This is a genomic window from Vreelandella andesensis (assembly GCF_003989795.1).
Taxonomy (GTDB): domain Bacteria; phylum Pseudomonadota; class Gammaproteobacteria; order Pseudomonadales; family Halomonadaceae; genus Vreelandella; species Vreelandella andesensis.
The window spans coordinates 1-15,123 of the sequence record NZ_RZHG01000018.1 but is presented as its reverse complement, the minus strand read 5'-3'; the positions used below and the strand labels follow the sequence as shown (position 1 = coordinate 15,123).

Below are 15,123 nucleotides of genomic sequence, written 5' to 3'. Positions count from 1 at the left end.
ATAAGCGACGAAGTAGTTGTTTGAATGGCCAACATGAGCTGAACTAAAGATCGACCGTGAAATCTTTCATTAGCTCCCATACGTTGGAAAGAGGAGAATAACTCAAATTATCACGATGTTAACGCTTTGCGAGGAAGTCCCATGAGCAGTCAAGAGCACCCGTTAGGTATTAGCTTTGAATTCTTTCCGCCCAATACCGATGCAGGAAGAGAGAAGTTAATGCACGTGCGCGATGAACTGGCCGCTCGACATCCGCGCTTTTTTTCAGTCACTTATGGAGCCGGTGGCTCTACCCAGGCACGCACACGCGATATTGTGCGCACAGTTAGCCAGAGCGGCATTACGACCGCGCCACATCTTTCCTGCATTGGCAGCGAAAAAGCGCAATTGCGCGACCTGCTGGCGCAGTATCGTGAAGAGGGTGTCGACAGTTTAGTGGCGCTACGTGGCGATATGCCATCGGGCATGGGCAGCGTTGGTGAACTTCGCTATGCCAACGAGCTGGTCGAGTTTATCCGTGAGGAAACGGGTGACTATTTTGAGATTGCGGTAGCTGCTTATCCGGAATCTCATCCACAGGCGCCCAACCTCGACAAGGATGTGGAAAACTTTGCCCGTAAAATGAAAGCTGGCGCCAATATGGCTATCACCCAGTACTTTTTTACGGCAGATGCCTATTTCAATTTTGTTGAAAAGGCCCGAGCGTTAGGTGTCGAACAGCCAATTATTCCTGGCATCATGCCAATCACCAATTATACCAAGCTGGCGCGTTTTTCTGATGCGTGTGGGGCGGAAATTCCCCGCTGGATTCGTAAGCAGTTAGAATCCTACGGCGACGATAGTGACGCCATTGCCGCGTTCGGTACCGAAGTCGTTAGCCGTTTGTGTGAGCGCTTGCTCGACGGTGGCGCGCCGGGTTTACACTTCTACACGCTTAACCAGGCAGCACCAGTACTAGAAATTGTTGATAACCTGAGAGGCTAATGCTCTTTTAAGAACCCTGACCTGACGATCAAAAAAACGCCCGCTCGATAACATTCGAGCGGGCGTTTCCGTTGGGCTGTTAACTGCTATTAGTAGTTGAGTAAATAGCAGATTAAGCCGTTAGGTAGTCCTGGGTGTCGCCTTATTTCCATGCTGCTTACGCTGCATAATGAACAGCGCTGCGCCAATGGCAAGGCCAGCAATATCGCTGTAAATGCCGCCGTAAATCATAAACATCGCGCCGACCAGCATGACAACACGCTGTAAGGTGTTTACCGGCCCAAAGAACCATGCTTGCACCATGCCTGAAAGCAAGATGATCCCCAGTGTTGCAGTTACACCGACACGAAGTATCTGCATCGCAGAGCCTTCCATCAGCATGGCTGGGCTGTAGAAGAACATAAACGGCACGATAAACGCGGCAAGACCAATTTTGAACGAAGCGACCGATGTCCCCATGGGGTTATCCCCGGAAATACCAGCGGCGGCGTAAGACGCCAATGCCACTGGCGGCGTAATGGCTGATACGACCGCAAAGTAGAACACGAAGAAGTGGGCCACTAACGGCTCGATACCAATATTGATCAGACCGGGTGCCACCACCGATGCCGCCACTGCATAGGCCGCCGTCGTAGGCATGCCCATGCCGAGTAAAATACTGATCAGCATGGCAAAGACTAACGCCAATAGCTGGCTAACCCCGGCAAGGCCTAGCAACAGTGAAGAGAAGCGTGCACCAACGCCCGTCAGTGATATAACGCCAACAATAAGACCTGCACAAGCACATACGGCGATGATTTGAATCGACATGGTGCCCGCTATCTGGAGTGCTCTCAAAATAGCTCGAATGCCCATTTTATTCGGAGAAATCCAACTGACAACCGCCGCTGAGGCGGTGGCTAGCGTACCGGCACGAATGACGGAGTAGCCCATAAAGAGAGCGACGATCAGAATGATGATGGGTGCGAATAGGTAGACTTGTTTAACTAGCTTGGAGAATAGCGGGATTTCATCTTTACGCATGCCACGCATGCCTTTACGCGCCGCTTCAAAATCCACCATAAAGTAGATAGAGGCGAAGTAAAGAATAGCCGGAATGATCGCTGCAATCGCAATGTCGGTGTAGGGAATGCCAGTAACTTCCGCCATGATAAAAGCGCCCGCCCCCATAATTGGCGGCATAATCTGACCACCGGTAGAGGCCGCTGCTTCAATGGCACCAGCACTGCGCGCTGGGTAGCCTACTTTCTTCATCAGAGGAATCGTAAGTGACCCAGTCGATACCACGTTACCCGCCGATGTGCCGTTGATCATGCCCATTAAGCCGGAAGCAAAAATAGAGACTTTCGCCGGGCCGCCACGGGCACGGCCAGCGGCTGCAAACGCGAAGTTGACGAAGTAATCGCCTACTTTGGAAGCCTGTAAAAACGCTGCAAAAATAATAAACAAAATGATGTAGGTCGACGACACCGCCGTCGTTGGGCCGAGAATGCCCGCATCGGTATAGACCTGACTAAAGAAGCGCTGCACCGATAGGCCTGGATAGCCTAAGAAACCGGGTAGATATTGGCCCGCAAAAACGTAGACCAAGAATATCGCTGAAATCACCACTAGTGCTAAACCAGCCACGCGACGAGTAAGCTCTAGAATTAACAGAGAGCCTGCAATTGCCGCCCAGGAAATGCCAGGAGGTGCAAACGAGGTGCCTGTCGACATGCGCATATTGGTATTAAAGGCCATCAACAAGTAAGCCGCGCTAGCGATGGCGCACACCATTAGAACGAGGTCGGCGGGGTTAAAGCGGTGGCGTGATTGTCGATAGAACCAAGACAAGGCAATGGCCGCTGCTGTGGCGGCTATGAGTGGATAGCCGTAATGCAGTGTCTCAATACTTGGGTCGATGCGCAGAGCACCGCCATTGAGTGTTTGCTGCATCAAAAAGACTTGTACCAATGAATAGACCGCAGGCGCTAATAGTGCATAGCTGGCCCATTTGAGCCACGCTGGAGAGGCTTGCTGATCATCTTCTGCAAAGCGAGCACCGGCAAACAGCCCGTACCCCAAAATCAGTGCACCGGCAATGTGTACAATGCGAAACGACCACGTTTCCATGGGGTACACATTGAGCGAAAACAGATGGAAGCTCGAATAGCTAATGGCCAATGCGGCAAATAAAAAGAACTGCCAACCAACAAACACACGGCGGTTGGACTCGACAACCTCTTCATCGACACCCTCGGCGATTGACTCGGGTATCGATGAAGCAGTTTGGGCATCATCCTTGAGGCCGTTGGGGTCTTGATCGTTGTTGTGACTCATCAGAGGTCACCCTCACAGCAAAAGCAGAAAAAGAGGCGGTAGCGATCGCTGCCCCGTCCGGCCAGCGGAAAACGGGGCAGCGTAAGAAGGTGCGTGGCTTAGTTGATCATGTCATCAGCAATGTCGTAGCCATTCTCTTCGTACCAGCGCGCAGCACCGGGATGGAAGGGCAGCACGGTGTTATGAACAATGTTCTCTGGAATAGTGGTTTCAGCGCTGCGGTGTACTGAGCGCATGCGGTCGTTGTTTTCCATTGTGGCTTTGGTGACTTCGTAGACAAAGTCTTCCGGCAAATCACAGGCTGCAATGGCGAAGTTCCACATAGACACAGCGCGCGCGTCTTCTTCGAGTGTGGTGTAAGTGCTCGCTGGAATACTGAACTCAGCAACCGGGAAGTTTTCAAGCACGGTGGCCATCTCTTCTTCGGTAAACTCGATGATGTTTACATCCGTCTGTACTTCAAGCTGGCTGACCGCAGGAATCGGAATGCCTGCTGCAAACGCGATCACATCCAGAAGGCCATCTTGCAGCTGACCACCTAGATCAGACCAGCCGCCATTACGGCGATCAAACTCTACGCCCAGCGTTTCGAGAATCGCAGGGAAGTAAGTGTCTGACGTAGACGCTGCCGGACCGAAACCAATGCGTGCGCCATCAGGAATATCAGAGATAGACTCAATGCCTGAGCTTGAAAGCGCAGCAATAGAGAAGGGTGTTTCATACATTGGGAATAGCGCACAAACGTTGTCCATCGCCAGGCCAGGCGCTAGCGGGCTTTCGCCTTTAACAGCGTCCGACGCTGGACCCATAGTCGTCAGGCCAAAGGCCATATCACCGCTGTGCACCAGTGCCAAGTTCTGAGTCGGACCACCAGTAACTTCGCCACCGCCAGAAACACCCAGTTCGTCTGAAATAAAATTAGCCCAGCCGGAGCCGTAAACAAAGTAGGTGCCGCCTTGGCTTGCGGTACCGACGGTAAAGTTATCGGGCCATTCCGAGCGGTCTGCGTGGGCAGTGCCTGCTGCTGCAAGCAGGGCGCTGCTGGCAAGAAGAGCGACGGTTTTCGGCATCATATTGCGCATGGCGAGATTTCCTAAGCTGTTATTGGGATTATCGTCTGGCGTGCGTTGGCACTGCCAGTAGTTTTATCGTTAAGCAACTTATGTACAGCGAGAGTCATGCCAATAAGAGGTTTGGCAATTAAAATCAGTATGTTATTAGGTTTTTATTCGACTTTGGTTGAAATAAGAAAAGTGCTAAGTGTCTGGAGTTTCGCACACCGCGTGCTATTTAATGTGTGGGTTATCGCACAATTTTGCGGGTGAGGAGTGGGGAGTGGGGAGTGTTTGGAATGAGTGAAGCCCCAGCGCCAAGGGGCTTAAATTAAAAGCGCTGGGGTAAGATAATTAACGTTTGGGTTTGCCGGGGTCAAGAATGCGTACGGGCTGCACATCTTGCGTTTTTTGCTCTTCGCGAACTTGGTTAACACGGGTCGTCAGCTCTGATGCGGTCTCATCTTCAATCGGTAACTGCTCGAAAAAATCGCAGTTGACGCATTCCCGGTAGCGAATGCTGTTTTGCTCCCAGGCGCGAATCCGATCCATGGCCGCGCAGCGGGGGCAGGTCACCCCAGCAATAAAGCGTTTCACATTCGACATGACAGGCTCCAGGGGTGCGGTAACGAGAGAGATATTGCCGCACCCAGTGATAGTGAAAATAAATCTTAAGCTGCGCGAATACCGCTATGGCGTAGTAATGGCTCTACGCTGGGCTCGCGGCCTCGGAAGGCGTGAAATAGCTCGGCTGCATCTCTCACGCCGCCTGGTTCCAGAATTTCCTGGCGAAAGCGTTGGCCTGTGGTAGGGTCAAAAATGCCTGCCTCCTCGAACGCGCTCCACGCATCGGCAGAGAGCACTTCCGCCCATTTATAGCTGTAATAGCCTGCTGCATAGCCGCCCGAAAAAATATGGCTAAAGCTGTTTTGGAAGCGGTTAAAGTCGACAGTAGGCACAACAGAGGTGTGGCTACGTACGTCATCCAATAGCGCATGAACATCGCTGGCGCTGGGTGCTTCCAACTCGTGGTGCAGGCGCAAATCGAATAACGAAAACTCTATTTGGCGCACCATCCCCATTGCCGACTGAAAGTTCTTGGCTGCTTGCAAACGTTCTAGCAGTTCAGCGGGCAGAGGCTCGCCAGTATCGACATGCTTGGCGAGCAGAGCTAGTCCTTCTCGCTCCCAGCAGTAGTTCTCCATAAATTGGCTGGGTAGTTCAACTGCATCCCAAGCAACGCCGTTAATACCAGAGATATCGGCGATGTCCTGTTTCGTCAGCATGTGGTGCAAGCCATGACCGAACTCATGAAATAGCGTAGTGACTTCATCATGAGTCAGCAGTGCGGGTTTATCGCCCACCGGGGCAGTGAAGTTACAGGTCAGAAATGCCACGGGCAGCTGTAGGCCATGTTCAGTTTGGCGGCGTACTCGGCAGTCAGCCATCCATGCACCGCCACGCTTGCTTTCGCGAGCGTACAAATCTAAATAGAAACCGGCGATCGGCTTACCTTGTTCTGTAATGCGGAAGTACTGGACATCGTTATGATAGCTGGGCGCATCTGAGGTCGCTTCCACACGCACACCATAAAGACGTTCTACTACCTGGAACAACCCATCCACCACCCGCGGCGCGGGGAAGTATGGACGAAGCTGCTCTTGTGAAATGGCATGGCGATCCTCGCGCAATTTTTCGCTGGCATAGGGCACGTCCCATGGCTCAAGCGTTTCAATTCCCAGTTCTTCACGGGCATAGTTACTTAGCTCGGTGACTTCTTCTTTGGCCTGGGGAACCGCACGGCGAGCTAGATCATTCAAAAACTCAAGCACTTGCTCAGGAGAGTCGGCCATCTTAGTTGTGAGCGAGTAATCGGCGTAAGTGTCAAAGCCAAGCAAATGAGCAAGCTCTTGGCGAAGCGCTAGAATCTCTTCGAGAATGGGGGCGTTATCGAACTTGCCCGTATCTGGGCCTTGATCGGAAGCGCGAGTGACAAACGCGGCGTAGACCTCATGGCGCAATTTGCGGTTATCGGCGTAACTGATAATGGGGAAAAAACTCGGAAAATCGAGGGTGATGCGGTAGCCATCAACACCTTTTGCTTGGGCGGTTGCTTTCAGCGTCTCAAGTGCGCTTTCCGGTACGCCGGCCAGCTCATCAAGCTGGCTAATATCTTTGTGCCACGCTTGGGTAGCATCGAGCACATTGTTCGAAAACTGGTTGGATAAGGTCGAGAGGCGCGCTTGGATCTCGCCGTAACGGGCCTTTTTATCAGCGGGTAAATCGACACCGGCCAGGCGGAAATCGCGCAACGCGTTTTCCACCGTGCGTTGCTGAGCATGCGTCAGCTGTGCCCAGCCATCCCCTTGTTTAAGCGATTGCCAGCCGTTAAAGAGCCCTTCGTGCTGGCCCATCCAGGTGCTAAACGCCGACAGCTTTTCCAAGCATGTCTGATAGGCTTCCCGTAGCTCAGGGGTATTCATCGTGCCATTAAGGTGTGAGATGGGCGACCACGCCTGAGTGAGTCGGTCATTCACAGCCTCTAATGGTTTAGCAAAGCTATCCCAACTCGGTGGTGCCGAAGCGGCCTGCTGAGCAAGGCGGTCAATGGCTTCCCGGCTGTCATTAAGCAGTGTTTCCACGGCAGGCACGACGTGTTCGGCGCGAATGTCAGCGAAAGGGGGAAGCTCATGCGGCTCTAGCAACGGATTGCGGGACATAGGCACCTCGTAGGCATGAATTTTTAACTCGAGACGTTTTTGGATACGTTAGGGACGTATAAAAACGCGATAATAATGACACAGTGCGGGCGGTGAGGCTGTGTTTCAATGTCTGGGTTTAATACTGAGACTTACACCAGCGTTTGGCCTAGGCGTAAGCGCCTGCTAGTCTTGCCGCCTTTTAGTGTTTCCAACTAGTGCCACCAATGGCAGGAGCAAGTAATGAGTGAAACGCTGGAGCGCTGGGGGTCAAAGCGAGCCTTTATCTTAGCGGTAACAGGAGCTGCGGTTGGGTTGGGGAATATTTGGCGCTTCCCGTATGTTGCTGGCGAAAACGGTGGGGCAGCATTTTTACTGATCTATGTGGCGTTTGTACTGTTGTTGGGTATCCCTGTGATGATGGCCGAGATTTTAATTGGCCGGGCAGGGCGCCGGGGGCCTATGCAAGCGCTTAGTAAGCTGGCCGCTGACGCGGGTGCCTCTCAACACTGGCGCTGGTTAGGGTTGTTTGGTGCGTTTACCGTCTTCTGTATCTTGTCGTTTTACTCGGTGGTGTCAGGTTGGTCGATAGAGTTTTTAGTCGCTTCAATAAACGGGAATTTCGATGGCGCGAGTGCAGCGGAAATAGGGGCGGGTTTCGAAACGTTTTTAGCAAACCCAGGTTTGTTGATTTTTAACCATTCGTTGTTTCTGTTTATGACCATGACAGTAGTGGCAGCAGGTGTTGCCAAAGGCTTAGAAAGGTTGAACAACCTATTAATGCCTCTGCTGTACGTTTTATTGCTACTACTAGCCGGTTATGCCACGACCACAGACGGATTTGGTACGGCGCTTTCTTGGCTTTTTTTACCGTCATTTGGCGACGTAACGACCTCTGTGGTGTTGCATGCTATGGGGCATGCATTTTTTACCCTTGCGGTAGGGGCTTGTGCGCTAATGGCTTATGGGGCTTATATGCCTGATGAGCAGAGCCTACCAAAAGCAGCGTTTGCGGTCGCAATGCTGGACATCAGCGTGGCCTTATTAGCCGGTATTGCCATCTTTTCAGTGGTATTTGCCCAGGGTATGGATCCTGCCGATGGCCCTGGTCTGATGTTTGTGACGCTTCCCATCGCTTTTTCTGAACTGCCTTGGGGAGCGTTTTGGTTAAGCGTATTCTTTTTGCTGCTCTTACTGGCTACCTGGACTTCAGCGATTAACCTCGCTGAACCAATGGTGGCAACGTTGCAAGGGCTCGGGTGGCGGCGCAGTGTCTCAACGGCCGTCGTGGCACTGAGTGTATGGCTGTTAGGGTTGCTATCGGCGTTTTCGTTTTCCACGCTCGCCGATTTCAGACCATTGTTCGGACGCAATGTGTTTGAGCTAGTCAGCAGTATTCCCCCTGATATTTTTCTGCCTATGGGGGGGTTATTAATTGCTATCTTTGCGGCATGGGTGATGCCCCGAACACAGGTAGTGCATGCATTGGGTGTTGGGGAAAATGGCTATGTGTTCTGGCGCAATATTGTACGCTGGGTGTCGATTCCGCTGACGTTTATTGTATTGCTTGGCGGGTTGCTATAGTTCTTGAATATTTGAATCCAATAGCGTTAAGCAGGAGAGTGCAATGAGCAATGCCTTACGACCTTTTCAAGGTGTTTCGCCCCGTCTTGGAGAGCGGGTTTATATCGATCCTGCTAGCGTGGTGATTGGTGATGTAGCGCTGGGCGATGACTGTTCGGTCTGGCCAATGACGGTGATTCGGGGCGATATGCACCGGATCCGCATTGGTGCTCGCACTAGCGTGCAAGATGGCAGCGTGCTGCATATTACCCATGCCAGCGATTTTAATCCTGACGGGTTTCCGCTGACGATTGGCGATGATGTCACTATTGGCCATAAAGCGATTTTGCATGGCTGTACGCTGGGTAGCCGCATCTTGGTGGGTATGGGGGCGATTGTGATGGATGGGACGGTCGTCGAAGACGAGGTGATTATTGCCGCCGGTGCAGTGGTGACGCCTGGTAAACGCTTGGAAAGTGGCCATGTATACGCCGGTAATCCGGCAAAAGCATTGCGTCCACTAAAAGATAAAGAACGTGCTTTCTTTCCTTACACGGCAGGTAACTACGTTAAGTTAAAAGATCAGTTCCTCGCTCAATGAATTTTCTGGCGTAGGCGCTAAGCAATTGGCCTAACACTATTTTTTCTTAAATAGGCATGTTGCGGCAGCCAAAAGTCTGGTAATTTATCCAGTTTTCCAGGGTGCCGCGCTATGGCGAATTTTCGCACGCACATTACGATAGCAGCAGCCGGCGGCGTGCTAACGGCTTATGTCGGCTGGCAGGCAGAGTGGTGGCCAGCGACTCAGGCGTTATTAATTATTGCCCTGGTAGCCTTCGGCGGCATTTTGCCTGACATTGATGCTGATCGTTCTCGCTCTATCCGTCTGATTTTTAACCTTTTATCCGTACCTTCGCTGGTGCTTGGCGTGCTGTTGTTGCAGCCTTGGTTAACGCCAGGTTTGTTGCTGGTAGCGTGTGGCGGCATTTACGTTAGTGTGCGCTATTTGGCGGCGGTGGTGTTCTCAAGGCTAACGGTTCATCGTGGTATTTGGCACTCGCTGATGGCGGCTGTGCTGTGCGCGCTAGTGACTGCAGCGTTCAGTTTTCATTTGTTGGCGCAGCCAGCCTGGTTGGCGTGGTGCCATAGTGCAGCGGTACTGCTAGGATTCATCATTCATTTGAGCCTCGACGAACTCTTCAGCGTGGACCTAGAAGGTGCGCGGTTAAAGCGTTCCTTTGGAACCGCGCTAAAGCTGGGCGATGGCCGTCGTCCGCTATCCAACGTCTTTATGTTGATTGCGTTATTTACGTTGGTGCCCTGGGTACCGCCGTGGGACGTATTGATTGAGTTGTTTCATCAAGGGTCGCTGCTATGGCGATAATCGTTAGCACTTATACTGTGTTTTTTGAGTTTGTCGTAGAAGGTTTTGCGGGGTATTCCCAGGTGGCGGCACACGTCGGTTACGCGCCCATGATGACGGGCAAGGGATTGGCTAATCAGGCTTTTTTCAAATAGCTCCACTTGTCGGGGCAGCGTCGGTTCTTCGGTGCCAGCGTTGACCCCTTCTAGAAGTGCATCCAGGCGGTAGTCAAAGGCTGCCCCCAGTAGCACATAACGCTCGGCAAGATTTCGCAGTTCGCGAACATTGCCAGGCCAGTCGTGGGCCAGCAAGGCGGCAATCGAATGGCTATCCAGCGTGGGCGCTTCTAAACCGCTGCGGTTTGCCGCGATTACGGCGAAATGCTGAAATAGCAGTGGAATGTCCTCGCGCCGTTCGCGTAGCGCGGGCAGTGGCAGGGTGACCACGTTGAGTCGATAATAAAGATCTTCGCGAAAGCTTCCCTCTTCGGCAGCGACTTTTAGGTCCACCTTGGTAGCCGCAATCACACGAATATTGAGTGGCACCGTTTCGTTAGCCCCAAGACGCTCGACGCTGCGCTCTTGCAAGACGCGTAACAGCTTAACCTGAAGTGCCAACGGCATGGATTCGATCTCATCAAGAAATACTGTGCCGCCATTCGCGTGCTCAAACTTACCAATTCGCCGCTCGACAGCGCCGGTAAAGGCACCTTTCTCATGACCAAACAGTTCTGATTCTATGGTGTTTTCTGGCACTGCACCGCAGTTAATAGCCATAAATGGGCTGTTGCGACGGGCACTGCGCTCGTGAATAGCACGAGCAACAAGGTCTTTTCCGGTGCCGGTTTCGCCAAATAGCAGCACATCGGCCTCTACTTGGCTGATGCGCTGAATCATTGCCGCAAGGCGAGAGATCACAGGTGTGCGGCCCACTAGGCGTGGCCCAAGGGCCGCCTGCTGAACTTCCAGTTCGGCTTTTAAGCGCAAGTTTTCTAGGCTCAGCTGGCGCTTTTCGATTCCTCGCCTCACAACATCCAGTAACTGGTCACCCGCGAATGGCTTTTCTAGAAAATCCCAGGCGCCTGCTCGCATCGCTTCTACCGCGGTTGAAATGTCGCCGTGGCCAGTGATTAAGATAATCGGCAACGTAGCATCGCGGCTATGTAGCTCATGCAATAACGCCATGCCGTCCATTCCAGGCATGCGAATGTCACTTACAATAACGCCGGGAAAGTTTGCGGGTAGCGCTTCAAGCGCTTGTTCTGCTGACTCAAAACAGTGAGGCGTGTAGCCAGCAAGTTCGAGTGTTTGGCTGGCGGTGATACGCAGGTGCGGTTCGTCGTCGATCACCATGACCGGCAGCGTCGACGGCTCATGCATGGTTGTTACTCTCCTTGACCGAAAGTGGCGGCAGTACGTTAGGCGTTGCTGAACAGGGTAGCGTAATGGTGAATTGTGCACCGCCAGTGGGCTGATTCGTTACCTGCAGTTTGCCGCCTAGATCCTCCATAATACGTGAGGAAATCGAAAGTCCCAGCCCTAATCCGCTACCGGGTGCTTTCGTAGTAAAGAAGGGTTCGAAAATCTGGCTCAAGTGGTGTTCTGGGATGCCTGGGCCATTATCGGCAACGCTGATCATCACGTGCTGTTGTGCTATTTCTACGCTTAGCGTCAGCATGGGTGACGCTAGCTCTTTCATTGCTTGTAGCGCGTTACTGATCAAGTTCACCAGTACTTGCTCTAGGCGGACTAAATCACCCTCGACCCAAAGCGTTTCCTCGGGCCACTGGTGAACCACCTTAATGCCATCATCACGTAAGCGGCTGTGGAATAAACGCAACGCGTACTCAATACAGGCTTGTACGGAGATTGTTTCCTGACGCTCGCTGCTTTTCCGAGAAAACTGGCGCAGTTGGGCGCTAATATCGGCCATACGCTGGGTGAGTTCGACAATTTGCGCTAGGTTGGCGTCTGCCTTATCCACCCGCGCAAGCTCGATAAACCGTCGGCCATTTTCAGCGTAGGCGCGAATGGCGGCTAGCGGCTGATTTAATTCATGGTTAATCCCGGCAGCCAATTGGCCTAAGACCGCCAGCTTTGCTGCTTGGATCAGCTCATCTTGCGTTTGGCGTAGGTTTGCTTCTGCTCGCCGACGCTCTTCAATTTCATCAGAAAGCCGCTGATTGCTGGCAACTAAATCACGTGTTCTTCGCTCAACGCTGACTTCTAGTTCATCGCGCACTCTCGCCAAGGTTTGTCGTTCGCGTTCCGCAAAGGCTTCGCGCTCTCGACGTAAGCGCAAGCGTTGCCAACCAATGCCGCCACCCAGTGCCACCACGCCATATAAGCCCCCCGCCATCAGTGCTGCGATCCACTGGGCGTTCACCACCGGGGTTAGCGGTTTTAAAATATGCATTTGCCAGCCGAACTCTGGGATGGGGCGCGTAAGACTTAAATAGTGCCCACTGCTGAGTGGCCCGCTAGCAAAGCTAACAAGATAGCTATCAGACCCGTAAGGGGCTTCACGCTTCATGCCTGAAGGCGTTAACGGCTCCATTGCATAGCGACGAGTTGCCCGTAAGCTGTCGCGCTGGTTATCGGTGAGGGGGTAGAGGGCATTCATGCGCAGCTCAGGATGACTAGCCATGAAAATAATATTATCGCTATCGGTGACAAACAGTTCAGCATCCTGCTCTGCCCAACTCTCTTCAACGTCGTCGAGCAGCACTTTGACGACAATAACCCCGTCAGGTTTTGCATCGGGGGAGGTATCATCAAGCCAAACCGGCGCAGAAAAATAGTAACCACGCTCAAGCGACTGTAAACCTAGGCCATAAAAGCGTCCCTGCCCTCCGGTAATAGCATCCGTGTAATAGCTGCGGAACGCGTAGTTTTGGCCAATGAACGTTTTAGGGCGGTGCCAGTTGCTGGCGGCGATGGTATCGGCGTCACGGTTCAGTAAATAAACATCGGAGACCCCAGCGGTAAAGCGAAAACGGTCAAGCAGTAAGTTGAGCGGCATGGGATCTTGGCTATCTGGGGAAGCTAAAAAACGTTGTACGCCTTCCCTGGTCGCCAGCATTTGTGGCAAGTAGTCATAGCGCAGCAGGTATCCATTCAAGTTGGCGGCGGAAAGCCGCAACTCATTTTCAGCATCGTCTTGTAAATTCGATAGCGCTTGCTCGCGAGCCAGTTGAGCGGCCTGCCACATGCAAAGCATCAGCCCAAGCGGAATGGCGATTAGCCAGAGCAGCCGCCAGCGGTGGTTTGAAAGGCGAAGTAAGCGACTCATGCGGGTGTGCTACTAGTACTAGCACTTTGATTAGTACTTTGAGTAGTACTTTGAGCGGTACCTTGAGCACGACGCAGTGCTCGCTGGGCGCGAGTTTCCGCTCTGGCTATTTCGAGAAGGCCTTCCTCAACGTACACTAGGTGCTCGTGCGCTCGGCTTCGGGCATCTTCAGCACGGCCATCTAAAATTGCATCAAGCAGGGCGCGGTGTTGTTTCATTAGCTGCGAGCGCGAGTCGGGCTTTGCAAAAAAATGAGCAAGATTATCAACAATGCTTTGCTCTAATAAATGAAAAATACCTCTAATAGTATGCAGTAACAGTACGTTATGTGCTGCTTCTGCAATAGCAAGGTGGAAAGCGGCATCTAACTTTGCTTCTTGTGCGGGGTTGGCGCCAACAAACCCACTGTCAAGTTCTTCAAAGCGCTGGATCAATACCGCTTTATCCGCGGGTGTTGAGCGTAATGCGGCGTAATAAGCCGAAATCCCTTCCATTGCATCGCGAAATTCAAGCAAATCCAAATGAAATTCGTTGTGCCGAGATAGCATCTCCAGCAAGGGGTCAATGTAGCCGCTGTTTAGTGTTTCATTCACAAAGTTACCACCGCCTTGGCGGCTGGTAAGCAGGCCTCGTGCGGCAAGCTTTTGAATGGCTTCACGCAAAGAGGGGCGAGACACGCCAAAACGCTCAGCAAGTTCTCTTTCTGGGGGCAGGCGCTGGCCAGGCTTGAGGCTGCCTTCAAGAATCATTGCCTCAAGGCGCTCGGTAATTACATCAGCCAAGCGCTGCTGGCGAAGGGGCGGATAAGACATAAAATTCAGCTCCTTTGATTGGTATTACCAATTTTAAAAGCTTTGAGTGTCTTGCTCAAGCGTCAATGACAAGCTGGTGCTTAGGCGCACCGCATAGCCGTAGAGCGGCTTTTGCTTTACCTGTAAGTTGGTAATACCAGCTTATTGGGTCACCGGTGTCGTTCACTGCATTGCTAGAAGCGAAAGCCATCATTAAGAGTAAGTTCATGGTTTCTGTGGAGATGCACTGTAATGTGCACCTTGAAAAAGCGGGTATTGAAGCCCTGGAATCAGATTTAGGCGAATATTTGGTTCAGCAGAATGAGCAGGCGTCTTCTTACATTATTATCTCGGCGATTCATCTTTATTACGGATGAAATTTGCGAGGTTATATACGATAAAACAGGCGCCGGGGGTATTCGAGATGATGACTATATGGCTGCAGTCGCAAGGCAGTGATTGCTCGAACACTTCATAGCGGTGGACGTGGCGGTGTCGGGTGTTAACTTTGCGTTGGCGTAAACGGACACGCTCTTCCTAGTGAAAAATGAAGGCAATGATCCTTTAGTGGTCACTATGCCACCTGCGTATATCGATGTGCTTGATGCGGATACGCAACTAGATACATTTTGGTGTTGTAGAGCAGCACATTGGGTGGCGCTAGTGCCAACCAGTGTGCTGCCCATTTCTGGACCTAGCAAGACGGCAGATTGAGCAAATATTAGTTTATGGTGTTCACAGATCAAATGAGCTGATTGTTCTCTTGCGCCACTAGCAAGTGCGGCTATACTTATAGTTGGTTTTGGAATTGACTCGCTGTAATTTTTTTACAGTTATTTTTAAATAGCCCTTGCCAACGCGGCAGCGAAACCGTAGAGTACGCATCCGCTGCCGGGGACGCACAGCGTTACCAGCGGTGTTTATTTGTCAGTTCAAAGGTGGAAACCTTTGGTTTGTCAGAGGGTTAGAAATACGGTTGTGGGCTACAAGCTTCGCTCGCTTCGTTAATTTTCTCGCTCCCTTCACTAAAACAGTGATTGACAAACACCAGGAAATGCGTA

General features: G+C 52.0%; 12 protein-coding genes. 5 read left to right on the top strand and 7 right to left on the bottom strand.

All coding sequences use genetic code 11. The annotated features are described in order from the left end of the window. Positions 1 to 141: 141 nt before the first annotated feature. A complete protein-coding gene (gene metF / locus ELY33_RS08140; protein ID WP_126946566.1) occupies positions 142 to 984 on the top strand; it encodes a methylenetetrahydrofolate reductase [NAD(P)H] in 843 nt (280 codons plus the stop codon). Positions 985 to 1,104: 120 nt separating this feature from the next. Here metF and ELY33_RS08135 read toward each other — a convergent pair whose 3' ends face one another. From ELY33_RS08135 to prlC, 4 genes are all read right to left on the bottom strand, one after another. Continuing rightward, on the bottom strand, positions 1,105 to 3,303 hold the full coding sequence (locus tag ELY33_RS08135) for a TRAP transporter permease (RefSeq protein WP_126946563.1): 2,199 nt from the start codon (positions 3,301 to 3,303) through the stop codon (positions 1,105 to 1,107). Positions 3,304 to 3,401: 98 nt separating this feature from the next. Further along, a complete protein-coding gene (locus ELY33_RS08130; protein WP_126946560.1) occupies positions 3,402 to 4,385 on the bottom strand; it encodes a TAXI family TRAP transporter solute-binding subunit in 984 nt (327 codons plus the stop codon). A gap of 324 nt (positions 4,386 to 4,709) precedes the next feature. After that, positions 4,710 to 4,961 carry a YheV family putative zinc ribbon protein gene (locus ELY33_RS08125; protein WP_126946558.1) on the bottom strand — a complete coding sequence of 84 codons (252 nt, stop codon included), beginning with the start codon at positions 4,959 to 4,961 and terminating at the stop codon, positions 4,710 to 4,712. A gap of 65 nt (positions 4,962 to 5,026) precedes the next feature. Further along, a complete protein-coding gene (prlC, locus tag ELY33_RS08120) occupies positions 5,027 to 7,075 on the bottom strand; it encodes an oligopeptidase A (protein ID WP_126946555.1) in 2,049 nt (682 codons plus the stop codon). Between the two features lie 222 nt (positions 7,076 to 7,297). On the opposite strand from prlC, the gene ELY33_RS08115 reads away from it, so the two are divergent. From ELY33_RS08115 to ELY33_RS08105, 3 genes are all read left to right on the top strand, one after another. Continuing rightward, on the top strand, positions 7,298 to 8,638 hold the full coding sequence (locus ELY33_RS08115) for a sodium-dependent transporter (protein WP_126946553.1): 1,341 nt from the start codon (positions 7,298 to 7,300) through the stop codon (positions 8,636 to 8,638). Between the two features lie 43 nt (positions 8,639 to 8,681). Further along, positions 8,682 to 9,218 (top strand): gamma carbonic anhydrase family protein, encoded by a 537-nt coding sequence (locus tag ELY33_RS08110; protein ID WP_126946550.1) that lies wholly within the window; start codon positions 8,682 to 8,684, stop codon positions 9,216 to 9,218. A 111-nt stretch (positions 9,219 to 9,329) separates the two neighbouring features. Continuing rightward, positions 9,330 to 10,001, top strand: a complete 672-nt coding sequence (locus ELY33_RS08105) for a metal-dependent hydrolase (RefSeq protein ID WP_126946547.1) — start codon at positions 9,330 to 9,332, stop codon at positions 9,999 to 10,001. Here the strand turns inward: ELY33_RS08105 and ELY33_RS08100 are convergent. The 3 genes from ELY33_RS08100 to ELY33_RS08090 are packed head-to-tail and all read right to left on the bottom strand — an operon-like array spanning position 9,977 to position 14,083. After that, positions 9,977 to 11,359, bottom strand: a complete 1,383-nt coding sequence (locus ELY33_RS08100) for a sigma-54-dependent transcriptional regulator (protein ID WP_126946544.1) — start codon at positions 11,357 to 11,359, stop codon at positions 9,977 to 9,979. The genes ELY33_RS08105 and ELY33_RS08100 overlap by 25 nt on opposite strands. Beyond that, positions 11,352 to 13,271, bottom strand: a complete 1,920-nt coding sequence (locus ELY33_RS08095; protein WP_126946541.1) for a sensor histidine kinase — start codon at positions 13,269 to 13,271, stop codon at positions 11,352 to 11,354. Before ELY33_RS08095 ends, ELY33_RS08100 begins: the two co-directional genes overlap by 8 nt. Next, the gene (locus ELY33_RS08090; protein WP_126946538.1) at positions 13,268 to 14,083 is read right to left on the bottom strand and encodes a GntR family transcriptional regulator; all 816 of its coding nucleotides are present in this window, start codon (positions 14,081 to 14,083) and stop codon (positions 13,268 to 13,270) included. Before ELY33_RS08090 ends, ELY33_RS08095 begins: the two co-directional genes overlap by 4 nt. A gap of 206 nt (positions 14,084 to 14,289) precedes the next feature. On the opposite strand from ELY33_RS08090, the gene ELY33_RS17850 reads away from it, so the two are divergent. After that, positions 14,290 to 14,439 carry a hypothetical protein gene (locus ELY33_RS17850; RefSeq protein WP_167470065.1) on the top strand — a complete coding sequence of 50 codons (150 nt, stop codon included), beginning with the start codon at positions 14,290 to 14,292 and terminating at the stop codon, positions 14,437 to 14,439. The last annotated feature ends 684 nt before the right edge of the window (positions 14,440 to 15,123 follow it).